Raw genomic sequence first — 24,973 nt, 5'->3', positions numbered from 1 at the left:
AATGGCTATCGAAATCAAAGCCCCGTCATTCCCGGAATCGGTTGCCGATGGCACCGTTGCCACCTGGCACAAGAAACCAGGCGAGGCCGTCAAGCGTGACGACCTGATCGTCGACATCGAAACCGACAAGGTCGTGCTCGAAGTGTTGGCTGAAGCTGACGGCGTGCTGGGCGCAATCGTTGCCGAAGAAGGCGCTACCGTCCTGTCGAACCAGGTACTGGGCTCGATCGAAGAGGGCGGTGCTGCTGCCGCTGCTCCTGCTCCTGCCGCCGCTGCGGCACCGGCTGCTGCCGCAGCTCCAGCTGCTGCACCGGCTGCGGGTGGCGAAGATCCAATCGCTGCACCGGCTGCGCGTCAGCTGGCTGACGAAAACGGTATCAACCTGGCGTCCATCAAGGGCACCGGCAAAGATGGCCGTGTGACCAAGGAAGACGTGGTTGCCGCCGTTGAAGCCAAGAAAAACGCTCCAGCTGCTGCGCCTGCCAAGGCTGCCGCCCCGGCTGCCGCTGCTCCTGTGTTCGCCGCTGGCGACCGCACCGAGAAGCGCGTACCGATGACCCGCGTGCGTGCCACCGTGGCCAAGCGCCTGGTTGAAGCACAGTCGAACATGGCGATGCTGACTACTTTCAACGAAGTCGACATGACCGAAGTCATGGCCCTGCGTTCGAAGTACAAGGACCTGTTCGAGAAGTCCCACAACGGCGTACGCCTGGGCTTCATGTCGTTCTTCGTGAAAGCGGCCACCGAAGCGCTGAAACGCTTCCCGGCAGTCAACGCTTCCATCGACGGCGGCGACATCGTTTACCACGGTTATGCTGACGTCGGCGTTGCCGTCTCCAGCGACCGTGGCCTGGTGGTACCGGTTCTGCGTAACGCCGAGCTGATGAGCCTGGCTGAAATCGAAGGCGGCATCGCCAACTTCGGCAAGAAGGCCCGTGACGGCAAACTGACCATCGACGAGATGACCGGTGGTACCTTCACCATCACCAACGGTGGTACTTTCGGTTCGATGATGTCGACTCCGATCGTCAACCCGCCACAAGCTGCGATCCTGGGCATGCACAACATTCTGCAGCGTCCTATGGCGATCAACGGCCAAGTGGTTATCCGCCCGATGATGTACCTGGCGCTGTCGTACGATCACCGCCTGATCGATGGTAAAGAAGCCGTGACTTTCCTGGTGACCATCAAGAACCTGCTGGAAGACCCGGCTCGTCTGCTGCTGGATATCTGATAAAGCGGCGGTGCGCCGTACCACCCGGTCTGCCGCGAGGCAGGCCGGAGTGCGGCTCACGGCTTGAAGCTTTTAGCTAAAGAGGATTTTTTTTCATGTCGCAGAAATTTGACGTTGTAGTGATTGGCGCAGGCCCTGGCGGCTACGTTGCCGCCATCAAGGCCGCACAACTGGGCCTCTCGACTGCTTGCATCGAAAAATACACCGACAAGGAAGGCAAACTGGCGCTGGGCGGTACTTGCCTGAACGTTGGCTGCATTCCTTCCAAGGCGCTGCTGGACAGCTCCTGGAAATTCCACGAAGCGCAAGACGGTTTTGCCATCCACGGCATCAACCACGCTGGCGTGACCATGGACGTGCCAGCGATGGTCGGCCGCAAGGCCAACATCGTTAAAGGCCTGACTTCCGGCGTTGCTACCCTGTTCAAGGCCAACGGCGTTACTTCCCTGCAAGGCCACGGCAAACTGCTGGCCGGCAAGAAAGTTGAAATCACCAAGCCTGACGGTTCGACCGAAATCATCGAAGCCGAGAACGTGATCCTGGCTCCAGGTTCGCGTCCAATCGACATTCCACCGGCTCCGGTCGACCAGAACGTGATCGTTGATTCGACCGGCGCCCTGGAATTCCAAGCGGTTCCAAAACGTCTGGGCGTGATCGGCGCTGGCGTGATCGGCCTGGAACTGGGTTCGGTCTGGTCCCGCCTGGGTTCCGAAGTGACCGTGCTGGAAGCCCTGGACACGTTCCTGCTGGCTGCCGACACCGCAGTGTCCAAAGAAGCGCTGAAAACCCTGACCAAACAAGGTCTGGACATCAAGCTGGGCGCTCGTGTTACCGGTTCCAAGGTTAACGGCGAAGAAGTTGTCGTGACCTACACCGACAAGGATGGCGAACAGACCATCACTTTCGACAAGCTGATCGTAGCCGTTGGTCGCCGTCCGGTGACCACTGACCTGCTGGCTTCCGACAGCGGCGTGAACATCGACGAGCGTGGTTTCATCCACGTTGACGATCACTGCGCTACCACCGTGCCGGGCGTCTACGCCATTGGCGACGTGGTTCGCGGCATGATGCTGGCGCACAAGGCTTCCGAAGAAGGCATCATGGTTGTCGAGCGCATCAAGGGTCACAAGACCCAGATGAACTACGACCTGATCCCGTCTGTTATCTACACCCACCCGGAAATTGCATGGGTCGGCAAGAACGAACAGCAGTTGAAAGCTGAAGGCGTTGAAGTTAACGTCGGCACCTTCCCGTTTGCCGCTTCTGGCCGTGCCATGGCAGCCAACGACACCGGTGGTTTTGTCAAAGTCATCGCTGATGCCAAGACTGACCGCGTATTGGGCGTCCATGTGATCGGCCCAGGCGCAGCAGAACTGGTTCAGCAAGGCGCAATCGGTATGGAATTCGGCACCAGCGCCGAAGACATCGGCATGATGGTTTTCTCCCATCCGACCCTGTCCGAAGCGCTGCACGAAGCCGCGTTGGCAGTGAATGGCCATGCCATCCACATCGCCAACAAGAAGAAGCGCTAAGCGAGATAATAAGAAACCACGGCGGTTGCCCGTCGTGAGCCTTGTGCGCAAGACTCACCGCGGAATATCCGCTGGACGCAGTCTTGCGCAGTTTCACCACCCAGGGTTCAGGCCTTTGGTGGTTTGACTGTGCAAGCAGCAGTCACAGGTGGCGCGGCACTCAATAAAGAGCGCAGCGCCGAATGCGCAGTACCTAACGAAGACGGTAATAAGCATGAATCTTCACGAGTATCAGGGTAAGCAGCTGTTCGCTGAATACGGCCTGCCAGTATCCAAGGGTTACGCAGTAGACACCCCGGAAGCAGCAGCAGAAGCTTGCGACAAAATCGGCGGCACCGAGTGGGTTGTCAAAGCCCAGGTCCACGCTGGTGGTCGCGGTAAAGCGGGCGGCGTTAAGCTGGTTCGCAGCAAAGAAGACGCCAAAGCCTTCGCTCAGCAGTGGCTGGGCAAGCGTCTGGTGACTTACCAGACTGATGCCAATGGCCAGCCAGTCACCAAGATCCTGGTTGAATCGTGCACTGATATCGCTAAAGAGCTGTACCTGGGCGCTGTCGTTGACCGTTCGAGCCGTCGCATCGTGTTCATGGCCTCCACCGAAGGTGGCGTGGACATTGAGAAGATCGCTGAAGAAACCCCAGAAAAAATTCTGAAAGCCACTATCGATCCACTGGTTGGCGCTCAGCCATTCCAGGGTCGCGAGCTGGCATTCCAGTTGGGTCTGGAAGGCAAGCAAGTTGCCCAGTTCGCCAAGATCTTCGTAGGTCTGGCCAAACTGTTCCAGGATCACGATCTGGCCCTGCTGGAAGTGAACCCGCTGGTGATCAAGGCTGACGGCGATCTGCATTGCCTCGATGCCAAGATCAACATCGACGCCAACGCCATGTACCGTCAGCCTAAGCTGAAGACTTTCCACGATCCGTCGCAAGACGATCCGCGCGAAGCGCACGCTGCCAAGTTCGAACTGAACTACGTAGCCCTGGAAGGTAACATCGGTTGCATGGTCAACGGTGCTGGCCTGGCCATGGGTACCATGGACATCGTCAACCTGCATGGCGGCAAACCAGCCAACTTCCTCGACGTAGGCGGCGGTGCCACCAAAGAACGCGTTACCGAAGCGTTCAAGATCATCCTGTCCGACTCCAACGTCGCTGCAGTACTGGTCAACATCTTCGGCGGCATCGTTCGTTGCGACATGATTGCCGAAGGCATCATCGGTGCAGTGAAAGAAGTCGGCGTTAAAATCCCGGTTGTTGTGCGCCTTGAAGGTAACAACGCTGAACTGGGCGCTAAAGTACTGGCAGAAAGCGGTTTGAACATCATCGCTGCTACCAGCCTGACCGACGCTGCTCAACAAGTTGTCAAAGCTGCGGAGGGCAAATAATGAGCGTCCTGATCAATAAAGACACCAAGGTTATCTGCCAGGGTATTACCGGTTCCCAAGGTAGTTTCCACACCCAGCAAGCCATCGAATACGGCACCAAGATGGTGGGTGGCGTTACTCCTGGTAAAGGCGGCACCGAGCACCTGGGCCTGCCAGTGTTCAACACCGTGAAAGATGCTGTAGCTGCCACTGGCGCCACCGCCAGCGTGATCTACGTTCCAGCTCCTTTCTGCAAGGACTCCATCCTGGAAGCAGCATTCGGCGGCATCAAGCTGATCGTTTGCATCACCGAAGGCATTCCTACCCTGGACATGCTGGACGCTAAAGTTAAGTGCGACGAGCTGGGCGTAGTCCTGATCGGCCCTAACTGCCCAGGCGTGATCACTCCAGGCGAATGCAAGATCGGCATCATGCCAGGTCACATTCACTTGCCAGGTAAAGTCGGTATCGTTTCCCGTTCCGGCACCCTGACCTACGAAGCTGTCAAGCAGACTACTGACGCCGGTTTCGGTCAGTCGACTTGCGTCGGCATCGGCGGTGACCCGATCCCAGGCTCGAACTTCATCGACATCCTGAAGCTGTTCCAGGAAGACCCGAAGACCGAAGCGATCGTAATGATCGGTGAGATCGGCGGTTCGGCTGAAGAAGAAGCGGCTGCCTACATCAAGGCACACGTGACCAAGCCGGTTGTTTCCTACATCGCTGGTGTGACTGCCCCTGCTGGCAAGCGCATGGGCCATGCGGGCGCAATCATCTCTGGCGGCAAGGGTACTGCAGACGAGAAGTTTGCTGCCCTGGAAGACGCAGGCGTTAAAACCGTGCGTTCGCTGGCAGACATCGGCAAGGCTTTGTCCGAGCTGACCGGTTGGGCTGTCAAGTAAGCCTCGCGCTTAACTGACGCTTCACCCCACAAAGGCCACCTTCGGGTGGCCTTTGTGCATTCTGAAGGTTGGTGGAGATCAAAATGTGGGAGCGGGCTTGCTCGCGAAAGCGGTGTATCAGCCACTCATGAGCTGACTGACACACCGCTTTCGCGAGCAAGCCCGCTCCCACATTCGATCGCATTTCAAAATTTAGATATAAAAACGCGACATAAAAATGTCGCTTATCGGACAGTTCGCCCCGCAACAGTGCGTTTGACCCGCAAATTCGTTAGGCTAGCCGCCTCTTTATGCGTACGCATCCCAAAAGGAAGCCTCGCGCCAGACCGGTCGGTCCCCATCCGGACCGGCAGTATTTCCCTCATCCATAGGGAAGCCCTCTCTAAATTCCGATTCAGTAGTGTGGTATTTCCTCAAATGAAAGTGTTGAAAAGCCAGGACATCCTGGCGTTGGGCTTTATGACTTTTGCCCTGTTCGTGGGCGCCGGCAACATCATCTTCCCGCCAATCGTCGGTTTACAGTCCGGGCCTCATGTCTGGATGGCAGCGCTGGGCTTCCTGATCACCGCGGTCGGTTTGCCGGTGATCACCGTTGTCGCCCTGGCCAAAGTCGGTGGTGGCATGGACGCGTTGAGCAGTCCGATCGGCAAGATTGCCGGTGGCTTGCTGGCAGCGGCGGCCTACCTGGCTGTCGGCCCGTTGTTCGCCACCCCGCGAACCGCCACCGTTTCCTTTGAAGTGGGCCTGGCGCCGCTGACCGGTGAAAGCCCGCTGGCGCTGTTCCTCTACAGCTCGGTGTACTTCCTGTTGGTGTTCTTCATCTCCCTGTACCCGGGCCGTCTGCTGGATACGGTTGGTCGTTTCCTGGCACCGTTGAAGATCATCGCCCTGGCCGTATTGGGCATTGCTGCCTTTGCCTTGCCGGCCGGCGATGTGGGTGTTGCCACCCCTGAGTACGTGGCCGCACCGTTCTCCCAGGGCTTTATCAATGGTTACCTGACCATGGATACCCTCGGCGCGCTGGTATTCGGCATTGTGATCGTCAACGCGATCCGCTCCCGTGGCGTCGAGTCGCCGAAGCTGATCACCCGCTACGCGATCATCGCCGGGCTGATTGCCGGTGTGGGCCTGGCGCTGGTGTACATCAGCCTGTTCCGCCTCGGTTCGGGCAGCCATGAAGTGGCGGCCGGTGCCGCCAACGGCGCCGCCGTGCTGCACGCCTACGTCCAGCACACCTTCGGCTCCCTGGGCAGCGGCTTCCTCGCCGTGCTGATTTCCCTGGCGTGCCTGGTAACCGCGGTGGGCCTGACCTGCGCCTGCGCCGAGTACTTCAGCCGCGTACTGCCGCTGTCCTATAAGACCCTGGTGGTGATCCTGGCGGTATTCTCGCTGTTTGTGTCCAACCTGGGCCTGACCAAGCTGATCGCGTTCTCGATCCCGGTGCTGACCGCCATCTACCCGCCGTGCATCGTGCTGGTGGCCCTGAGCTTCTGTAAGGACTTCTGGCAGGAGCAGGGCCGGATCGTTGGCCCGGTGATGCTGGTGTCGTTCATCTTCGGTTGCATTGACGCGCTGAAGGGCGCGGGCCTGGCTGACTGGATGCCATCGCAACTGGCTCACCTGCCGCTGAGCGAGCAGGGCCTGGCGTGGCTGGTGCCTTCGGTGATGACGCTGGTGGTTGCGGTGGTGATTGACCGCCTGCTGGGCAAACGCAGTGAAGCGATGGCTTAAACGTTTAGCCACTAACTTGTGCCGAGGTTTAGTTCGAAGTTTCGAGCTGCCCGGCCGGGTTAAAAACACCGGACAAAGTAAAGCCCGCTATTAAGCGGGCTTTCTTTTGCAACATGACTTTTCACGTCACAGTGTTCAAGTCGTCAGACTCAAGAACCGGTTGCAGGTGTTGCTTCTTTCGCAGCAGCTTCGTTCGATTCAGCCTGAGCTTTGGCAGCATCGGCGTTTTCTTTCGCAGCGTCGTTCACTTTATCCTGTGCTTTCGCCATGTCTTTCTGAGCTTGCTCAGAGTGGGCTGCGGCGTCTTGGGCTTTGTCTTCGGATTTTTTGTCGCAGGCAGCGAGGCCGAGGGCAGCAGCCAGCATCATGGAAATAGCTAAAGTCTTGCGCATGGGGTGTTTCTCCTTATTGAAGATATCTACTGGCCTTTCGAGCCTATGCCCAACGCTTAGTTCCTTAAATCTCACAGATATATAAGGCTTTTCCCTAGGGAACTTTCAGCAAGGTTGTCTACTCCGCCGGCTCCACACTAATAAGAGTCTTTAACGAATGACCGAAAATCCTCTTTTATCCCGTGCCACGCGCTTTGTTTCAGCCTTGCGCCACTGCCAGGTGCTGGGCATCCAGGTGCACGCCGCCAGTGAGGACGGCATGACGCTGGTGTTGCCCTATGCTCCGCATATCGTCGGTGACCCGCAGACCGGCGTGATCCACGGCGGCGCCATCACATCCTTGATGGACACCGCCTGTGGCATGGCTACCTTGTGCGTACTGCCGGAGTTCGAGGTTTGCCCGACCCTGGACCTGCGCATCGACTACATGCACCCGGCCGAGCCCCATAAACCGGTATTCGGCTTTGCCCAGTGCTACCGGGTGACCACCGACGTGATCTTCACCCGCGGCTTCGCCTACCAGGACGATCCGCAGCAACCGATTGCCCACGTGGTGGGCACGTTCATGCGCATGGGCAAGCGCCTCAAGGGCAGCCAGGGCCTGGGCAATGCAATCAAGGGAGAACAGGCATGAAACATCAGTTCAAGACCCGTCTGCAGCAAGCCCACGAACGGGGCAACTATGAGGCGCTGCTCAACCTGATTCCCTACGCCAGGCTGATTGGCATCGAATGCACGCGGCTGGGGGATGAATTGCTGTTTCGCATGCCGGCCAACAAGGACAACATTGGTAACCCGATATTGCCGGCGATCCACGGCGGGGTGATCGCGGGCTTCATGGAGCTGTCCGCAGCCTTGCATTTGCTGGTTTTCACCGGTGCGCCTGGTGTTCCCAAGATCATCGATTTCTCCCTGGATTACCTGCGCGCCGGCCAGTTTCGCGACACCTACGCCAAATGCCAGGTGTGGCGCCAGGGCCGACGGGTGGCCAATGTGGCGATTACCGCCTGGCAAAGCACCCCGGCCGAACCGATTGCCACCGCCCGCGCGCATTTCAAGATTGAGGAACCGGCCCGCCCTTGAAATCCTGGTCTTAGCCCCCAACTTTGATGACAACCCGCCGCCAACCCTCAAGGGCGCGGCCACTGCCATCCAATTGGAGTTTGATGACCATGAGTGTGGAAACTCAAAAGGAAACCCTGGGCTTCCAGACCGAGGTGAAGCAACTGCTGCACCTCATGATCCATTCGCTGTATTCCAACAAGGAAATTTTCCTTCGCGAATTGATCTCGAACGCCTCTGACGCTGTCGACAAATTACGTTTCGAAGCCCTGTCCAAGCCTGAGTTGCTGGAAGGTGGCGCGGAACTGAAAATCCGTGTGAGCTTCGACAAGGACGCGAAAACCGTCACCCTCGAAGACAACGGTATCGGCATGAGCCGTGACGATGCGATCACCCACTTGGGGACCATCGCCAAATCCGGCACCGCTGATTTCATGAAGAACCTGTCGGGCGACCAGAAGAAAGATTCGCACCTGATCGGCCAGTTCGGCGTGGGCTTCTACTCGGCCTTCATCGTTGCCGACAAGGTTGAAGTATTCAGCCGCCGTGCCGGCCTTGCCGCCAGCGAAGGCGTGCACTGGTCTTCCAAGGGCGAGGGCGAATTTGAAATCGCCACTGTCGACAAGGCTGATCGTGGTACCCGCATCGTCCTGCACCTGAAGTCCGGTGAAGACGAGTTCGCCGATGGCTGGCGTCTGCGCAATATCATCAAGAAGTACTCCGACCACATCGCGTTGCCGATCGAGTTGCCGAAAGAACAAGCGGCGGCCGAAGGCGAAGAAGCCCCAGCCCAGGAATGGGAAGTGGTCAACCGCGCCAGCGCCCTGTGGACCCGTCCTCGTACCGAAGTCAAGGACGAGGAATACCAGGAGTTCTACAAGCACATTGCCCACGATTACGAAAACCCGCTGAGCTGGAGCCACAACAAGGTCGAAGGCAAGCTGGAATACAGCTCGCTGCTCTACGTACCGGCCCGTGCTCCGTTCGACCTGTACCAGCGTGAAGCGCCGAAAGGCCTGAAGCTGTATGTGCAGCGCGTATTCGTGATGGACCAGGCGGAATCGTTCCTGCCGTTGTACCTGCGCTTTATCAAGGGTGTGGTTGACTCCAACGACCTGTCGCTGAACGTGTCGCGGGAAATCCTGCAGAAAGACCCGATCATCGACTCGATGAAGTCGGCGCTGACCAAGCGTGTCCTCGACATGCTGGAAAAGCTGGCGAAAAACGAGCCTGAGCAATACAAGGGCTTCTGGAAAAACTTCGGCCAGGTCATGAAAGAAGGCCCGGCAGAAGATTTCGCCAACAAGGAAAAAATCGCCGGCCTGCTGCGTTTCGCATCGACCAACGGTGACGACGGCGAGCAGAACGTTTCCCTGGCTGAATACCTGGCTCGCGCCAAGGAAGGTCAGGACAAGATCTACTACCTGACCGGTGAAACCTACGCTCAGGTCAAGAACAGCCCGCACCTGGAAGTCTTCCGCAAGAAAGGCATCGAAGTGCTGCTGCTGACCGACCGCATCGACGAGTGGCTGATGAGCTACCTCAGCGACTTCGACGGCAAGAGCTTTGTTGACGTCGCCCGCGGCGACCTGGACCTGGGCAACCTGGATTCCGAAGAAGACAAGAAAGCCGCTGAAGAAGTGGCCAAGTCCAAAGAGGGTCTGGTTGAGCGAATCAAGACCGCCTTGGGCGATGCCGTCAGCGAAGTGCGGGTTTCCCACCGTCTGACCGATTCCCCGGCGATCCTGGCCATCGGCGAGCAGGACCTGGGCATGCAGATGCGTCAGATCCTGGAAGCCAGCGGTCAGAAGGTTCCGGATTCCAAGCCGATCTTCGAATTCAACCCGGCTCACCCGCTGATCGAGAAACTCGACGGCGAGCAGAGCGAAGAGCGGTTTGGCGACCTGTCGCACATCCTCTTCGACCAGGCAGCCCTGGCTGCCGGCGACAGCCTGAAAGACCCGGCCGCTTATGTGCGCCGACTGAACAAGCTGTTGGTTGAACTGTCGGTTTAACACCGTTGTAGAAAAACCCGCTTCGGCGGGTTTTTTCGTTCTGGAGCCTTTCACCTGGAGTAAATGATGAGCCAAATCACCGTGCGTTCCGTGGTCTATCAGATTGATGGCCAGTCTTATGAAAGCCGCCTGGCATTTGATGCCAGTCATAAGGGCCCGCTGCCAGGGTTGTTGATGGCGCCGAACTGGATGGGTGTCAGTGCCGGCGCTGAAGAGATCGCCAAGAGCGTGGCCAGCAAGGGCTACGTGGTGCTGCTTGCCGACCTGTACGGGCAAACCGTCCGCCCTTCGAACGGCGATGAAGCGGGTGCGGCGATGATGCCGTTGAAGAATGACCGGCCGCTGTTGAACAAGCGCATGCAGGTCGCGCTTGATCACCTGAAAACCCAGACTGAAGCGGCGGTGGATACCTCGAAGCTGGCGACCTTTGGTTTCTGCTTCGGTGGTTGCTGCTCCCTGGAACTGGCACGTACCGGTGCACCGTTGAAAGCTGCCGTTTCGTTCCACGGCAGCCTCGACACGCCGAACCCGGCCGATGCAAAAAACATCAAGGGTTCCGTGCTGGTGTTGCACGGTGCTTCCGACCCGTTGGTGCCGAAGGAGCAACTGCCGGCGTTTGAAGACGAAATGAACGCCGCCGGTGTGGATTGGCAATTGCTGAGCTACGGCGGTGCGGTGCACTCGTTTACCGACCCGCACGCGAATGTGCCGGGCAAGATGATGTATGACGCGAAGACCGCTGCGCGGGCCTTTCAGTCGATGCATAACTTGCTGGATGAAGTGTTCAAGGGCTGATAGTTCGGTTGCCTGAGCTGGCCCCTTCGCGAGCAAGCCCGCTCCCACATTTTAACCGTGTAAATCCTGAAGGAACGCGGTCGAAATGTGGGAGCGGGCTTGCTCGCGAAGGCTGTTTCACAGGCAATAAAGCGCTTAAGCCTTGCCTAGAGGCAACTCGATCCGCTCACTTTCCCCCGGCACTGTCGGCCAATCCCCAGCCGCCCAACGCTGCCGAGCCTGCTCGATCAACGCCGGATCACTCGCGACAAAATTCCAGTTAATCCGCCGTGGTCCATCCAGCGCCGCGCCGCCGAACACCACCAGGTGGCAATCAGTCTCGGCAAACAGCCCCATGCTTGCGCCTGCCGGCAACACCACAAGGCTATGCACCTCCAGCGCTTCGCCATCCAACTGCGCCTCACCCTCCAGCACATACACCGCCCGTTCTTCATGCTCATCCGGGATCAGCAGGGTGGTAGCCGTCTGCATCCGCACCTCGGCATACAAGGTGGGCGACAACACCGGCACCGGCGATTCGAGGCAAAAGCCATTGCCGGCAATCAGGCGAATCTGCACGCCGAGGTTATCGCTCACCGGCAAGCTGGCGGCCGGATGATGGCTGTAATGCCCAGGCCCTTGTTCATGTTCCTTGGGGGAGGCCAGCCACACTTGCAACCCGTGCAGGCTGAAACCACTGGCCTTCAACGCCTCGGGGCTGCGTTCAACGTGGGCAATGGCACTGCCGGCTGTCATCCAGCTGACGTCCCCGGCCTTGACCACCTGATCGGAGCCGAGGCTGTCCTTGTGCAGGAGTTCGCCTTCAAACAGGTAGGTCAGGGTAGACAGGCCGATATGCGGGTGTTGGCGAATGTTCATGCCGGTACCCGGGGCATAACGGGTTTGCAGCATATGGTCGAAAAACACGAAAGGCCCGACGCTGCGGCATTGCCTGGAGGGCAGTGGGCGCAGGATCGGTTGGCCTTCCACATCTTCGGCGCGCGGGCGAATCACGGTCACGGTGGTCATGGTGCTTCCCAGTCTGAGCGGGTCTGATGGTACTGAGCATAACCCGCTCGACGGGAGGTTGCCGCTACTGGCTGAAGGCGCCTTCGGAGAGCCGGGTCTCGATGGTGACTTCGGCCGTGGTCATCAGCTTGTGCACCGGGCAGCGATCCGCCACGCGGTGCAGCTCGTCGCGCTGCTCGTCAGTGAGTACGCCCTTGAGGGTCAGTTTGACGTTGAGCTTGTATTTGCCCTTTTGCTCTTCGGTGCTGTCATGGGTGACTTCCACGGTCACGCCGGTCAGCGGTATGTCTTTTTTCTGCGCATAGAGCTTGACGGTCAGGGCCTTGCAGGACGCCAGTGCGGCGTCGAAGTAATCGTGGGGGGAGGGCGCCGAATCGTCACCGCCCAGGCTCTTGGGCAGGTCGGTAAACAGCTCGTGGTTATTGATATTGACGCTGTGGCGGAAGTTTTCGGCGTTCAGCGTGTTCACGGTAACAGGCATGGCAAACCTCACAGGGTGGCAGGAAGAAGCTCATGCAGTTATAGAGCATGCTGGCACGTTGGTGTTCCCCGTTGTTTACCGCTGAACCCGCAGGCGCGGTCCGAGGTCTACCGGCATTAGCCCTTGTTTGAGATACCCCCGTGCGCCGGACCCGCCTGAGTATTGCCCTGTTGCTGACCGCCGCAAGCCTTGCGGTGCAGGCTCGCGACTATGCCTACAGCGATGCACACCTGCATTACGTCGATTTCTTCCAGGAGTCGGCGGGCATGGATAAATTACTCAAGGCCATGGCCGATAATCGCATCGAGCATGTGATGATTTCCGGCATTCCGGTGGCCAAGAAATGGCATGAGGACGAACCCAAGCGGCCGCGCTATTACGCCGGGGACGACGCCGACGCCTATTGGTACAGCGCCACCGACGTGTTCGTCGCCGATGCGGTCAATAAATTGAGCCCGGAGCAACGTCAGCGCTTTCATCCGTTCCTCAGTGGTTTCAATCCCAACGATAAAAATGCCGCATCCCATATCCAGCGCATGCTCGACCTCAATCCTGGGCTCTGGCAAGGCATCGGCGAAGTCTTCACCCGTCACGACGACCTGACCGCGCTGACCTCCGGCGACACCCCAAGGGCCAACAACGAGGCGATGACCCGCATCTATCACCTGGCCGCGGAGAATGATCTGCCGGTGATGGTGCATTCCAACATCACCTCCAAGCGTGAGAAGAATCCGTTGTACCTGGCGGAAATGGAAGAGCCGCTGCGTAATCACCCGCACACCCGGTTTATCTGGGCCCACGCGGGCAGCAGCATGGAGATCCATCGGCACCAGACGCAGATGGATTTTTTGCTGCCGACCCTGGCGCGCATGCTGGAGGCTTACCCCAACCTTTACGTCGACCTGTCCTGGAGCGTGCTCACGCCTTACTTGCTGGATGAGGCGGGAAAGGCACGCCCTGAGTGGGTAAAGCTGGTGGAGCGCTTCCCGGACCGCTTCATGCTTGGCTCAGACGTAGTAGGACGCTTCAACAAGCTCGGTAAGGAAATGCGCAGCTTTGACCCGTTCCTCGATGCGTTGCCTGAGGATGTAGCCAGAAAGGTCGCGCGGGACAATTTCCTGGCGATTCTGCCCAAGCCCAGGTGATGGGTTTAGCTGAATCGCTACAGCCGGGGCGGGGCGATCGTTAGGCGTTTTGATATCGCGTTTTCGTCTTAGGCAAAAGTCTCAACTCGCCGATACCTTTCAAGAGCCCGCTGCAGGTGGATGCAGCGCTTTTGGAAGGATTCCGAGCATGAATATCAGAAGTCTGAATATCGCCCCTCGCGCCGGCCTGGGGTTTGGTTTGCTGGCGCTGATGGTGTTTGCCCTGGGCGGGTTCGCCTTGTTGCAGATGGGCAATATGCGCCAGCAGTCTGACCAGGTGGAAAACAACTGGCTGCCCAGCGTGATGGCGGTGGGCGAGATGAATCAGGACCTGCTGCGGGTACGGGCCCTGACGTTGCGGCTGCTGCTTAACCGCGACCCGCAGGCAATCACGCAGAATGAGCAGAAAATCACCGAGCTGAAAAGCGGCCTGCACAAGGCTCAGTCCCTCTATGAAGGTTTGATCGTGCTGCCAGAAGAGCGGGTGCTGTTCGATCGCTTTAAAACCGAGGAAGAGCGTTACCTGCAGCGCCAGGAACAGGTGATGGCGTTTTCCCGGGCGAATCAGTTGGAAGACGCGATCAAGGTGGTCAACGGCGAGATGAACCAGTTGGCCGACGAACTGGCCGGTACCCTGCGTGAGCTGGTGACGTTGAACAAGGTCAGTGCCAATCAGGCGGCGAGCCTGGCGCAAAGTGTGTTCACGCAATCGCGCAGTTGGGTGGTTGGCATGATTGCCGTGACGGCGCTGATCACCATCGGCCTGGCATTGTTGCTGACCCGCAGTATTGTGCTGCCGTTATCCCAGTCTTTGAAAGTCGCCCAGGGTGTGGCCAGTGGCGATCTGACCGGGGTGATTACGGTCAGCGGCCAGGATGAGCCGGCGCGTTTGCAGCAGGCGCTGAAAAGCATGCAGGAGAGCCTGCGGGAAACCATTCGGCGTATTTCCGATTCGTCCAGCCAGTTGGCGTCGGCTTCCGAAGAGCTTAGTTGCGTGACCGAAGATGCCACCCGTGGGTTGCATCAGCAGAGTCAGGAAATCGAGCAGGCGGCTACTGCGGTGAACCAGATGACGGCGGCGGTGGAGGAGGTGGCGAGCAACGCGGTGGCTACGTCCCAGGCATCGCGGGAGTCGGATCGTATCGCTCAGCACGGGCGCGAGCAGGTGCATCAGACGGTGTTGTCGATTGAGTCCCTGGCGGATGATGTGACGGCCAATGCGACTCAGGTGGAGGACCTGGCGCAGAAGGTATATGGCATCAGCAAGGTGCTGGATGTGATTCGTTCGATTGCCGAGCAGACCAATTTGCTGGCGCTGAATGCCGCCATCGAAGCGGCGCGAGCTGGGGATGCCGGGCGTGGGTTTGCGGTGGTGGCGGATGAGGTGCGTGCCTTGGCGCATCGTACGCAGCAGTCGACCCAGGAAATCGAGCAGATGATCAGTGGGATTCAGCAGGGGACTGATCAGGCTGTCAGCTCCATGCAGCAGAGCAATACTCGGGCGCGGTCAACGTTGGATATCGCCAAGTCGGCGGGGACGGCGCTGGAGGAGATTGCTTCGGCGTTTACCCTGATCAATGAGCGCAACCTGGTGATTGCCAGTGCCTCGGAAGAACAGGCGGCGGTGGCGCGGGAGGTGGATCGCAATTTGATGAATATTCGCGATTTGGCACAGCAGACGTCGGCGGGGGCGAACCAGACCAGTGCGGCGAGCCAGGAGTTGTCGCGATTGGCGGTGGATCTCAACACGATGGTGGCTCGGTTTTCGGTTTAGGTTGTTGGGGGGGGGCATATCCGTTGCTGCGGTCACGGCGGCTTATGGTTTCGCTCTTACAGCGAGTCACTTTGCAAAAAAGCGGCAAAGTAACCAAAGCGCTCTGCCCCGCCTGTCGGCGGGGCGCCTAAGATCAAAAGCAAGAGCACGGCGGCCTGGAAGCCGACCTGAGTGTTAGAAGCAAAAGCAGAACCGCTTTTCTGTCGGAGCCGGCTTGCCGGCGAAAACCTGAGAACGCCGCGTTGAATCAGTATGCCAGCGTCATCGTTAACGACCTTCGCAAGCAAGCCCGCTCCCACATTGGACCGTGCCCGTTTTAGCTTTTGATTTTGCTTCTAAACACTCAAGCCTGAGCGAGGTGCCGAGTGATCGGGCAAGAGCGTTTTGCTTACTTTTGACTGGGCACGCATTCCGGCTTTCAAAAGTGAGCCACTGTAAGCGCGGTAAACGGGTAAAAAAACGCCCCGAACCAGTCGGGGCGTTTTCAGGCGATCAAGCTGCGAGAGCTTACTTACCCTGCCAGCGTTTCAGCACCAGGGTGGCGTTAGTGCCACCAAAGCCGAAGCTGTTGCTCATCACTGTATTGATGGTCGCATCTTCACGAGTCTTGGTCAGGATAGGCATGTCAGCCACGTCCGGGTCCAGTTCCTCGATGTTGGCAGAACCTGCCATGAAGTTGCCTTCCATCATCAGCAGGCAGTAGATCGCTTCGTGAACGCCAGCGGCGCCCAGGGAGTGACCCGACAGGCTCTTGGTAGAGCTGATCGCCGGAGCCTTGTCGCCGAATACCGCACGCACGCCTTCCATTTCCTTGGAGTCGCCGACCGGAGTCGAAGTACCGTGGGTGTTCAGGTAGTCGATCGGGGTATCAACGGTGGACATGGCCATCTGCATGCAGCGGATGGCGCCTTCGCCGCTTGGCGCAACCATGTCGTAGCCGTCGGAAGTCGCGCCGTAGCCGACGATTTCCGCGTAGATCTTCGCACCACGGGCCAGGGCGTGTTCCAGCTCCTCGACCACCACCATGCCGCCACCGCCGGCAATGACGAAGCCATCACGGTTCTTGTCATAGGCGCGGGAGGCTTTGTCCGGGGTTTCGTTGTACTGGGTCGACAGGGCGCCCATGGCGTCGAACAGGAACGACTGGCTCCAATGTTCTTCTTCACCGCCGCCGGCAAACACGATGTCCTGCTTGCCCAACTGGATCTGCTCTACAGCGGTACCGATGCAGTGAGCACTGGTGGCGCAAGCGGAGGAGATCGAGTAGTTCACGCCCTTGATCTTGAACGGTGTGGCCAGGCAGGCGGAAACGGTGCTGCCCATGGTCCGCGTGACGCGGTACGGGCCAACGCGCTTGACGCCTTTCTCGCGCAGGATGTCCAGCGCTTCCATCTGGTTCAAGGTCGACGCGCCACCGGAACCGGCGATCAGGCCGGTGCGTACGTTGGACACCTGGTCTTCGCTCAGGCCGGAATCGGTGATCGCGTCCTTCATGGCCAGGTAGGCGTAAGCGGCTGCGTGGCCGACGAAGCGATAGATCTTGCGATCAATCAGTTCTTCGAGGGGCAGGTCGATGGAGCCGGAAACCTGGCTACGCAGACCCATTTCGGCATATTCCGGGTTGAAGCGGATGCCAGGGCGACTTGCACGCAGGTTAGCGGAGACGGTCTCTTTGTCATTGCCCAGGCACGAAACAATGCCCAGACCAGTGATAACGACGCGGCGCATGCGGATAACCCTTAAAAGTTGTCAGTGGAAGTGAATACGCCGACCCGAAGGCCTTCGGCAGTATAAATCTCGCGACCGTCGACAGTCACCGAACCATCGGCAATGGCCAGGTTCAGCTTGCCCTTGAGGACGCGCTTGATTTGAATGTTGTAAGTGACTTTCTTGGCGGTCGGCAAGACCTGGCCAAAGAACTTCACTTCGCCCGAACCCAGGGCGCGACCGCGGCCCGGCAGGCCTTGCCAGCCCAGGTAGAAACCGACCAACTGCCACATGGCGTCAAGGCCCAGGCAGCCCGGCATCACCGGATCGCCTTCGAAATGGCAGGCGAAAAACCACAGGTCAGGGGTGATATCCAGCTCGGCGACCAATTCACCTTTGCCGTACTTGCCACCCTCTTCGCTGATATGGGTGATGCGATCCACCATCAGCATGTTCGGGGCGGGCAGTTGCGCGTTACCTGGGCCGAACAGCTCACCGCGACTGCAGCGCAGCAGGTCTTCCCGAGTAAAGGCGTTTTGTTTGGTCATGCGAGCTCCTCAATAATCCCATGCGGCAGGGCAGGGCAAATCTTCCCGGCCGACTGAAGCGTTCATGCCTCATATCGGCAGCCTACACATAGACTATTGCGTTGTAGTGAAAGTCACAGCGTCAAGGTCATGAATGTACACTTGTGCACTGAAATTATAAACCGGGCCGGTTTACGGGCCCGTTCGGGTGCCTAAGACTGCCGCACTTTCGTCTTTCACGCCAGTCGCAGTTGGCTGATGGCACCGTGTTACTGCACCCATCTCTGCAGGATTTGCTGCAAATCCGTGCGTTTGAACGGCTTTGCCAGGTAATCGTTCATTCCAGCTGCCAGGCAGGCTTCGCGATCGCCCTGCAAGGCATTGGCCGTGAGGGCAATGATTGGCAGCTCGGCGCAACCGGGCAACTGGCGAATCTGCCGGGTAGCCTCGTAGCCATCGATGCCCGGCAGTCGGCAGTCCATCAGGATTGCGGTAAAAATCAGGCTCTCGGCGCTGCGAATCGCTTCGGCGCCGTCGGTGGCGATGCTCACCTCGAACCCCAGGCTGCGCAGCATGGCTTCGACCACCGTGCGATTGACCGGGTTGTCTTCCACCAGCAACACGTTGCGCCCTTCGCCCGCACGGGCATTGCCTTCGGTATTCGGCGCGAGCACCGGCAAGCTCTGCTGGTAGATCGCCAGCGGGATTTCCAGGGTAAACACCGAGCCGTGGCCTTCTTCGCTCTGGGCGCGCAGGGTGCCGCCCATGCGTTCGGCCAGGGTGCGTGCGATAGGCAGTCCCAGTCCGGTGCCGCCGTAACGTCTTGAAATGGAACTGTCGGCTTGCTGGAACGCATCGAACATCAGTTCCAGGCGCTCGGCGGAGATGCCAATCCCGCTATCGCGCACGGTGCAGGTGAACCACAGCAATTCATGGTCCAGGGTCTGCCAGTGGGGTTCGACGGTGACGGTGCCCTGCTCGGTGAACTTCAGGGCATTGCCGATCAGGTTCACCAAAATCTGCCGGATGCGGGTCGGGTCGCCCTGTACCTGCAGCGAGCCCAGGCCCTGGGGGATCGGCACTTCGAGCGCCAGCCCGCGTTGTTGGGCGGCGTGCTGGAAGGCCTGGGCGCAACTGCCGATCAGCTCCACCAGGTCGAACGGAATGTGCTCAAGCTCCAGGGCCGCGCGCTCGATGCGCGAGAAGTCGAGGATGTCGTTGATCACCTTCAGCAGGTGTTCGGTGGACTCCGAGGCCAGCGCCGCGTATTCGGTCTGTTCCTCGGTCATGTCGGTGGTTTCCAGCAGTTGCAGCATGCCCAGCACCCCGTTCATCGGCGTGCGCAATTCATGGCTCATCATTGCCAGGAAGTCCGACTTGGCATTGTTCGCCCGCTCGGCTTCTTCGCGGGTCTGGATCAACTGGGCCATGGCCTGGTGCTGTTCACGACTGGCCTGGTTCAAGCCATCGGCGAGGTTATTGATGTGGCGCGACAGGTCGCCCAGCTCCGAGTCATCCACGATGGGCAGCGGCGTCTGGTAATCGCCCTGCTGGATCGCCTTGACCGCATTGCCCATGGCGCTGATCGGTTGCGACAGGCTGGCCGCCAGGCGCCGGGCCAGCAGGAAGGTAAACAGCAGGGCGAACAGCGCGAGAATCCCGGCCTTGAACAGGATTTCCTGCTGGCGCTGGCTGAACGCATCGTTGGACATGCCGACAATCACTCGCCCCAGGTAGTCCGCGCGCGGGGCCTTGGGCTCGGCAGTACTGTCCTGGAAGAAGTCATTGCCCAGCTGGATATGTTGCAGGCGAATCGGCGCCTGGAAGACTTTCACCGACAGCGAGCGATCGTGCTTCTCCGACGGTTGCTCGACATACACCAGGATATTTTCTGCGCTGTCCTGAATCTCCAGGAAGCGCACGTGCGGCGTGGCGAGGGTGGCCCGCAACAGGCTTTCAAGCACGTCGTTGTTGCCGGAAATCACCCCGTATTCGGTGGCCGGCGCCAGTTGGTTGGCGATCAACTGGCCGGTGTGGTCCAGTTCCTGGCGCAGGTCCTGGATCCGCACGAAGGTGAAGAAGCTGATCAACAGCAGCGTCAGCAGGAGTGCCGGGCCCAGGGTAATGAGCTGGGTCCGGGTGTTGATGTCCCAACGGCGACGAAATGTCATGGGCGTTTTTCTCCTTCGGCCAGGCGGGCGGCGACGTTGGTTTCGTCCACCTGTTCGATCCCCAGTGAGCGCGCAACCTGCGGGTTGCCTACGACTTTGAAACGTTCCGGGTACAGCGCGCGCGGCCAACTGGCCGGCGCATGATCCAGCAGGCGGTCGAGCACATCCAGCCAGTCGGTCTGATCGCTGTAGGTGCTGGCCAGGCTGCCGGCCTTGACGAACCCGGCGTTGGGCCCGACCAGTGGCAATTGCCTGGCGTAGCTGCTGAGCAGCAGGTTTTTCGCGGTTTTCGGGTTGTACAGCTGGGGATCATCCAGCCCCAGCAAGACGTCGCTGTTCTTGAACAGGCTTTGCAGCGGGCGACTGTCATTAATGTTTTCCCAAAGCTGGGGCACGATCTCCAGGCCCATGGGCGCGGCGTACTGGCGCAGCTCGCGCAGCAGGAACTCGCTGTCGATGCCATAGAGCACGCCGATGCGCCGGGCCTGAGGCAGGATGCCGGTGATGAGGCGCAGTTGTCGGTCCAGCGGTGGGTCGCTCCACAGCAGGCTGATCTTCGCAGGCAACGTGGCACCCAGGCGCTGGCGCGCTTGCAGGCGGCTGATGCGCAGCACCAGGGTCGGTGGGCCCTGGGCGTCTTGCAGGCGCCAGTCAAGGCTGGGCAGGTCCAGCAGGATCAGGCGGGTGCTGGTCGGCAAGTTTGCAGGGGCGGGCAGGTCCTTGAGCGGGGTGAACTTCACGCTGTCTTCGGGACGCTGCAGGGCCAGGGCCTGGACGAATGTTTGTACGCCCGGGCCGTCTTCGTCGGCGGTCAGCAGGATATCCGCTGCCCATGTCGGTGCGCCGAACAGTAAAACCCCAAGCAACACACAGCACCGCCAGAGCCGGGCGGTAAAGGGGAGGGTCATCCGTGACGAGTCGCTGTCCACTAGAACTCTAACTCCGCACTGAAGTAGAGCACGTGGCGTTGGTCATAGTTGTTGTCGGGCCAGGTGGTGGGCTGATTGTCGAGGCGTTGTTGCAACATGCCGGCCAGCTCCACGTTGGCTTTGCCCAAGGCAATGCGCTTGGCCACCCGCAGGTCGACCCGTTCGAAGCGATACTGGTTGAGCGCATCGTCGCCATAGTAGAACACCGCGCTGGACCAGCCATGGCCCCATTCCCGCATCCAGCCGGCCGAGCCGCTGTTGCGGGCGGTCTGCTGCCTGTCCAGGGGGTTGGTGGCGCTGGCATCCACATAAGCATAGGTGACGCGCAGCCGGTCGGCGGTGCTCATGTGCCAGTCGAGCTGGGTTTCGGTGCCGGTAAAGCGCGAGCTGTTCGAGTTGCTGGCGATGTACTGGTTGTTGCGCAGCGGTTCGCTGACCATTTCGCTGATTTCGTCGTAGAACAGCTTCACGTCGACGTTCAGCCCGATGTCGGCAAAAAAGCCGTTGTAGCCCAGCTCCCGGGAGCGCATCAGCTCTTTGTCGAGGTTGCCCGGGCCGCGGGTCACCACGAAGTATTGGCCGGAGTTCTGGCCGTAGGCCGGCGAGCTGAGGTTGGTGACGCGGTAGCTCCAGTTGACGTTGTTCTCGAACATGTCCGGGGAGCGAATGGCTTCGGAGTACACCGCGCGCAGGCCGTGGCGCGGGTTGATCAGGTAGTTGACGGCCACCCGTGGCGTCAGCGAGTTGCCGCTCAGGTGGGTGTCTTCGTACATTGCGCCGCCCTGCAGCAGCCAGTGTTCGCTGGCCCGCCATTCCAGGTGGCCGAACAGGCGCCAGGTGGTGTCGTCCAGGGTGCCGTTGAAGTAGGTGTCGGAGTCGGCGCGGTCGTAGCGGTAGTTCATGCCGCTGACCAGGCGCAGGCTGTCGGACAGGCTGAGGGTGTCTTGCAGCTCCAGGTCGTAGCGGCTTTCCTTGGTGCTTTGGTCGATGTTGCCGCAGACCGGGTCCTTGCCGCCGTCCCCCCATTGCTGGAGCACCTGGCGGGCCAGTGCCTGCTCGGCGGCGCTGCCGGGTGGGAGGTTGCCGGGGTTGAAGTTGTTCATGTGCCGGGCCAGTCGCTCGGCATAGTTGGGGTTGAGCTGCCACAGTTGCGTCAGTTCCGGGCTGAACGAGACCTTGGCATCGCACGCGCGCCAGATCTGCCGGCGATCCCATTGCTGGGCCGAACCCTGGATATACAGGCTGTGATCGGGGTTGAAGTCGAAGTTCCAGCGCAGGGAACCGGCATAGTCCTTGGCGCTGACGTCGGAATTGTTACCGCCTTCGGTAATCCCGTCGAACACCGGTTGGTAGGTGTAAGGGCGCTGGTTGGTGCCTTCCTTGGCGTCCAGTTGCCAGTCGATGCTTTGTTGCGCATTCAGGGTCTGGCTCACGGCCAGGCTGAAGCGGTTCAGGCGGCGCCCGTCGCGGCGGTCAGCGCCCACGCGGTCGCTGTCAAAGCCATCGTCCTGTTGACCGGAGAGTGACAGGCGCAAATCGCCGGTGTCCCAGCCCATGCCCTGGCTGGCGTACCAGTCGTTGATCCCTCGGCCGCCCTGGGTGAGTTTCATCCGCGTGCCATGGCTGTTGGCCGGCGAGCGGGTGAGGATGTTGACGACGGCCATCAGCGCGTTGGCGCCGTAGCTGACGGTATTGGGGCCGCGGAAGACCTCGATACGGTCGATGTCTTCCAGGGCTACCGGAATATCGCTCCAGTCCACCGTGGCCAGGCCCGCTCGGTACACCGAGCGCCCATCGATCAACACCTGCATGCGCCGCGCATCGCCCGCCTGGGTGCCGTGGTAATTCACGGCGGCCTGGTTGCCGGTGGTGTAGCCGACCATCATCCCGGGCACCAGCCGCAGCAGTTCGGGGATATCCCGCGCACCGCTGGCCTTGATCAGCTCGCTGTCGATCACCGTCATGCTGCCGGGCACGGCGGCGGCCGATTGCTTGAGCCGGGTGGCGGTCAGCACCTGCGGCAGCGGCTGGCTGTCGAGGAACAGGTCGTCAGCCAGCACCGGCACACTGCACCACGGCATGCACAACAACGTCAGCAGAAGGGATGAGCGAGGAGGAGGGCCCAAATACACGGCACGGCCTTGATAATTACGGATAGCCGCCCATGTTAACTGAGGTGGGGCCTTTTGCCAGTCGTCGGCCCTGTAATTACTTCGCACAAATGTCGCATTTTCCGACAAGCGTTTGAATTGACGCGGGGGCTGGCCGCAGGCGGGTCGCTCCGTATAATGCGGCCATCGCCACTGCTATGGATTAACGGATTGCATATGACTGAACAGCGCCCTATTGCGGTCCTGGGAGGCGGAAGTTTTGGTACCGCCGTGGCTAATCTGCTGGCTGAAAATGGTCACCGGGTGCGCCAATGGATGCGTGACCCCGAGCAAGCCGAAGCCATTCGGGTCAATCGGGAAAACCCCCGTTACCTTAAAGGCATCAAGATTCTGCCGGCCGTGGAGCCGGTGACTGATTTACAGGCGACGCTGGACGAGTGCGACCTGTGCTTCGTTGCGCTGCCCTCCAGCGCTCTGCGTTCGGTGCTTGCACCCCATGCCGAGCGGCTGGCGGGCAAGCTGCTGGTGAGCCTGACCAAGGGCATTGAGGCGCACACCTTCAAGTTGATGAGCGAGATCCTTGAAGAAATCGCCCCCGAAGCGCGGATTGGCGTGTTGTCCGGGCCGAACCTGGCGCGGGAAGTGGCTGAGCACGCGCTGACTGCCACGGTGATCGCCAGTGAAGACGAAGAACTCTGCGAGCGGGTGCAGGAGGTGCTGCACGGTCGCACCTTCCGCGTGTACGCCAGTGCCGACCGTTTCGGCGTCGAGCTGGGCGGGGCGTTGAAGAACGTCTACGCGATCATCGCCGGCATGGCGGTTGCGCTGGGCATGGGTGAAAACACCAAGAGCATGCTGATCACTCGCGCCCTGGCCGAGATGACCCGGTTTGCGGTCAATCAGGGCGCCAACCCGATGACCTTCCTTGGCCTGGCGGGTGTGGGCGACCTGATCGTCACCTGCTCGTCACCGAAAAGTCGCAACTATCAGGTCGGTTTTGCCCTTGGCCAGGGCTTGAGCCTGGAAGACGCCGTGACGCGTTTGGGCGAAGTGGCGGAAGGCGTCAACACCCTGAAGGTGCTGAAGGCCAAGTCTCAGGAGGTCGGGGTGTATATGCCGCTGGTTGCCGGGTTGCACGCGATCCTGTTTGAAGGGCGCACCTTGAACAAGGTCATCGAGTTGCTGATGCGCGCCGAGCCGAAGACCGATGTCGACTTTATTTCCACCAGTGGTTTCAACTGAGGAACGCGTCATGAACGATCCGAAAGCAGCTCCCAAGTACGAATCCATTGGCCTGCGTGTGCTGTGGATGCTGGTGTTTGCCCTGGTGTGGCAAGTGGCGCAGTTTCTGCTGGGCGCGCTGGTGGTGGTGCAACTGGTTTATCGCCTGGTGTATGGGGCGCCGAACCTGGGGCTGATGAATTTTGGTGACAGCCTGAGTCAGTTTTTGGCGCAGATTGGGCGGTTTGGCAGTTTTCACAGTGATCAGAAGCCTTGGCCGTTTGCAGATTGGCCGACGCCCCGTGCACCGGAAGGTGAGGCTGCTCACAGTGTGCCGCCTGCACCGCATCCGGCGCGTGATGAGGAACCCAAGCTATGAAGGTGTGGGTGTTGCGTCACGGTGAGGCCGAGGGGCATGCGCGTACGGATGCCGAGCGTAATTTGACGGCCCATGGGCGCGATGAGGTGTTGCGCAGTGCGGGGCATCTGATTGGGCAGCCTGTGCGGGCGATTATTGCCAGTCCGTATGTGCGGGCGCAGCAGACGGCGCAGTTGGTGCGGGAGGCGTTGGGGTTTGAGCCTGAGATCCGCACTGTGCCTTGGTTGACGCCCGAGAGTAATCCGCTGGAGGTGCTCAAGCATCTCGACAATGACGATGATGTGTTGCTGGTTAGTCATCAGCCGTTTGTGGGGGGGCTGATCAGTTATTTGCAGCATGGGCATTTTCGGCAGCCGCAGGCTATGAGTACGGCGAGTTTGGCGGAGTTGGAGGGGGATTTTCCGTTGGCGGGGTTGATGAGTCTTTTGAGTGTTCGGAATCCTTAATGTTGGTTTTGGGTACATATCCGTTGCTGCGGTAACGGCTGCTTATGGTTC

At 59.8% G+C, this 24,973-nt stretch carries 22 protein-coding genes; 14 read left to right on the top strand and 8 right to left on the bottom strand.

The genetic code is table 11. The features are described 5' to 3' along the window. Position 1 precedes the first annotated feature (1 nt). The 5 genes from odhB (at position 2) to brnQ (ending at position 6,759) form a co-directional block, all read left to right on the top strand. Positions 2-1,234 (top strand): 2-oxoglutarate dehydrogenase complex dihydrolipoyllysine-residue succinyltransferase, encoded by a 1,233-nt coding sequence (odhB, locus tag HX821_RS00110; protein WP_008434003.1) that lies wholly within the window; start codon positions 2-4, stop codon positions 1,232-1,234. Positions 1,235-1,329: 95 nt separating this feature from the next. Then, positions 1,330-2,766: a dihydrolipoyl dehydrogenase gene (gene lpdA / locus HX821_RS00105; RefSeq protein ID WP_003210568.1), complete on the top strand. Its 1,437-nt coding sequence runs from the start codon at positions 1,330-1,332 to the stop codon at positions 2,764-2,766. Between the two features lie 214 nt (positions 2,767-2,980). Continuing rightward, positions 2,981-4,147, top strand: a complete 1,167-nt coding sequence (gene sucC / locus HX821_RS00100; RefSeq protein WP_003210567.1) for an ADP-forming succinate--CoA ligase subunit beta — start codon at positions 2,981-2,983, stop codon at positions 4,145-4,147. Then, a complete protein-coding gene (gene sucD / locus HX821_RS00095; RefSeq protein WP_003210566.1) occupies positions 4,147-5,028 on the top strand; it encodes a succinate--CoA ligase subunit alpha in 882 nt (293 codons plus the stop codon). The genes sucC and sucD overlap by 1 nt, the downstream gene beginning before the upstream one ends. A 417-nt stretch (positions 5,029-5,445) precedes the next feature. Next, positions 5,446-6,759, top strand: coding sequence for a branched-chain amino acid transport system II carrier protein (gene brnQ, locus HX821_RS00090; RefSeq protein ID WP_003210565.1), 1,314 nt, complete (start codon positions 5,446-5,448; stop codon positions 6,757-6,759). Between the two features lie 149 nt (positions 6,760-6,908). Here the strand turns inward: brnQ and HX821_RS00085 are convergent, their stop codons facing one another. Further along, positions 6,909-7,151, bottom strand: a complete 243-nt coding sequence (locus HX821_RS00085) for a hypothetical protein (RefSeq protein WP_003210564.1) — start codon at positions 7,149-7,151, stop codon at positions 6,909-6,911. 157 nt (positions 7,152-7,308) lie between these two features. Here HX821_RS00085 and HX821_RS00080 point away from each other — a divergent pair, with 157 nt between their 5' ends. The 4 genes from HX821_RS00080 to HX821_RS00065 all read left to right on the top strand — a co-directional run bounded on the left by HX821_RS00080 (position 7,309) and on the right by HX821_RS00065 (position 11,023). After that, on the top strand, positions 7,309-7,785 hold the full coding sequence (locus HX821_RS00080; RefSeq protein ID WP_003210563.1) for a PaaI family thioesterase: 477 nt from the start codon (positions 7,309-7,311) through the stop codon (positions 7,783-7,785). After that, a complete protein-coding gene (locus tag HX821_RS00075; protein ID WP_008434008.1) occupies positions 7,782-8,234 on the top strand; it encodes a PaaI family thioesterase in 453 nt (150 codons plus the stop codon). The genes HX821_RS00080 and HX821_RS00075 overlap by 4 nt, the downstream gene beginning before the upstream one ends. Before the next feature lie 89 nt (positions 8,235-8,323). Then, a complete protein-coding gene (htpG, locus tag HX821_RS00070) occupies positions 8,324-10,228 on the top strand; it encodes a molecular chaperone HtpG (RefSeq protein WP_003210561.1) in 1,905 nt (634 codons plus the stop codon). A gap of 66 nt (positions 10,229-10,294) precedes the next feature. Beyond that, positions 10,295-11,023 (top strand): dienelactone hydrolase family protein, encoded by a 729-nt coding sequence (locus HX821_RS00065; protein WP_008434010.1) that lies wholly within the window; start codon positions 10,295-10,297, stop codon positions 11,021-11,023. Positions 11,024-11,158: 135 nt separating this feature from the next. Here HX821_RS00065 and HX821_RS00060 read toward each other — a convergent pair whose 3' ends face one another. Then, complete coding sequence (locus HX821_RS00060; RefSeq protein WP_102369648.1) at positions 11,159-12,031, bottom strand: pirin family protein; 873 nt, start codon at positions 12,029-12,031, stop codon at positions 11,159-11,161. Positions 12,032-12,095: 64 nt separating this feature from the next. Beyond that, entirely contained in the window at positions 12,096-12,512 is a 417-nt protein-coding gene (locus HX821_RS00055) for an OsmC family protein (RefSeq protein WP_003210558.1), read from the bottom strand. Positions 12,513-12,652: 140 nt separating this feature from the next. On the opposite strand from HX821_RS00055, the gene HX821_RS00050 reads away from it, so the two are divergent. Both HX821_RS00050 and HX821_RS00045 read left to right on the top strand, forming a co-directional pair. Continuing rightward, complete coding sequence (locus HX821_RS00050) at positions 12,653-13,657, top strand: amidohydrolase family protein (protein ID WP_008434016.1); 1,005 nt, start codon at positions 12,653-12,655, stop codon at positions 13,655-13,657. Positions 13,658-13,805: 148 nt separating this feature from the next. Then, a complete protein-coding gene (locus tag HX821_RS00045) occupies positions 13,806-15,431 on the top strand; it encodes a methyl-accepting chemotaxis protein (protein ID WP_003210555.1) in 1,626 nt (541 codons plus the stop codon). A gap of 507 nt (positions 15,432-15,938) precedes the next feature. On the opposite strand, the gene fabB is transcribed toward HX821_RS00045, so the two are convergent. The 5 genes from fabB to HX821_RS00020 all read right to left on the bottom strand — a co-directional run bounded on the left by fabB (position 15,939) and on the right by HX821_RS00020 (position 22,897). Next, positions 15,939-17,159 (bottom strand): beta-ketoacyl-ACP synthase I, encoded by a 1,221-nt coding sequence (fabB, locus tag HX821_RS00040; protein WP_003210553.1) that lies wholly within the window; start codon positions 17,157-17,159, stop codon positions 15,939-15,941. Between the two features lie 11 nt (positions 17,160-17,170). Further along, entirely contained in the window at positions 17,171-17,686 is a 516-nt protein-coding gene (fabA, locus tag HX821_RS00035) for a 3-hydroxyacyl-[acyl-carrier-protein] dehydratase FabA (RefSeq protein WP_003210552.1), read from the bottom strand. Positions 17,687-17,934: 248 nt separating this feature from the next. Further along, positions 17,935-19,836 (bottom strand): ATP-binding protein, encoded by a 1,902-nt coding sequence (locus tag HX821_RS00030; RefSeq protein ID WP_003210551.1) that lies wholly within the window; start codon positions 19,834-19,836, stop codon positions 17,935-17,937. Further along, positions 19,833-20,744, bottom strand: a complete 912-nt coding sequence (locus HX821_RS00025) for an ABC transporter substrate-binding protein (RefSeq protein WP_177019616.1) — start codon at positions 20,742-20,744, stop codon at positions 19,833-19,835. Before HX821_RS00025 ends, HX821_RS00030 begins: the two co-directional genes overlap by 4 nt. A gap of 20 nt (positions 20,745-20,764) precedes the next feature. After that, positions 20,765-22,897, bottom strand: a complete 2,133-nt coding sequence (locus HX821_RS00020; protein ID WP_085984626.1) for a TonB-dependent siderophore receptor — start codon at positions 22,895-22,897, stop codon at positions 20,765-20,767. A gap of 195 nt (positions 22,898-23,092) precedes the next feature. Between HX821_RS00020 and HX821_RS00015 the strand changes: the two genes are divergently transcribed. Genes HX821_RS00015 through sixA form a run of 3 tightly spaced genes read left to right on the top strand, consistent with a single transcriptional unit; the run spans position 23,093 to position 24,922 of the window. Then, the gene (locus HX821_RS00015; protein ID WP_177035104.1) at positions 23,093-24,118 is read left to right on the top strand and encodes an NAD(P)H-dependent glycerol-3-phosphate dehydrogenase; all 1,026 of its coding nucleotides are present in this window, start codon (positions 23,093-23,095) and stop codon (positions 24,116-24,118) included. A gap of 10 nt (positions 24,119-24,128) precedes the next feature. After that, positions 24,129-24,476 carry a DUF4389 domain-containing protein gene (locus HX821_RS00010; protein ID WP_003210547.1) on the top strand — a complete coding sequence of 116 codons (348 nt, stop codon included), beginning with the start codon at positions 24,129-24,131 and terminating at the stop codon, positions 24,474-24,476. After that, on the top strand, positions 24,473-24,922 hold the full coding sequence (gene sixA / locus HX821_RS00005) for a phosphohistidine phosphatase SixA (protein WP_102606228.1): 450 nt from the start codon (positions 24,473-24,475) through the stop codon (positions 24,920-24,922). Before HX821_RS00010 ends, sixA begins: the two co-directional genes overlap by 4 nt. Positions 24,923-24,973 lie beyond the last annotated feature (51 nt).

Source organism: Pseudomonas sp. B6001, from assembly GCF_013386015.1.
Taxonomy (GTDB): Bacteria; Pseudomonadota; Gammaproteobacteria; order Pseudomonadales; family Pseudomonadaceae; genus Aquipseudomonas.
This window is presented reverse-complemented; position numbering and strand designations above follow the sequence as displayed.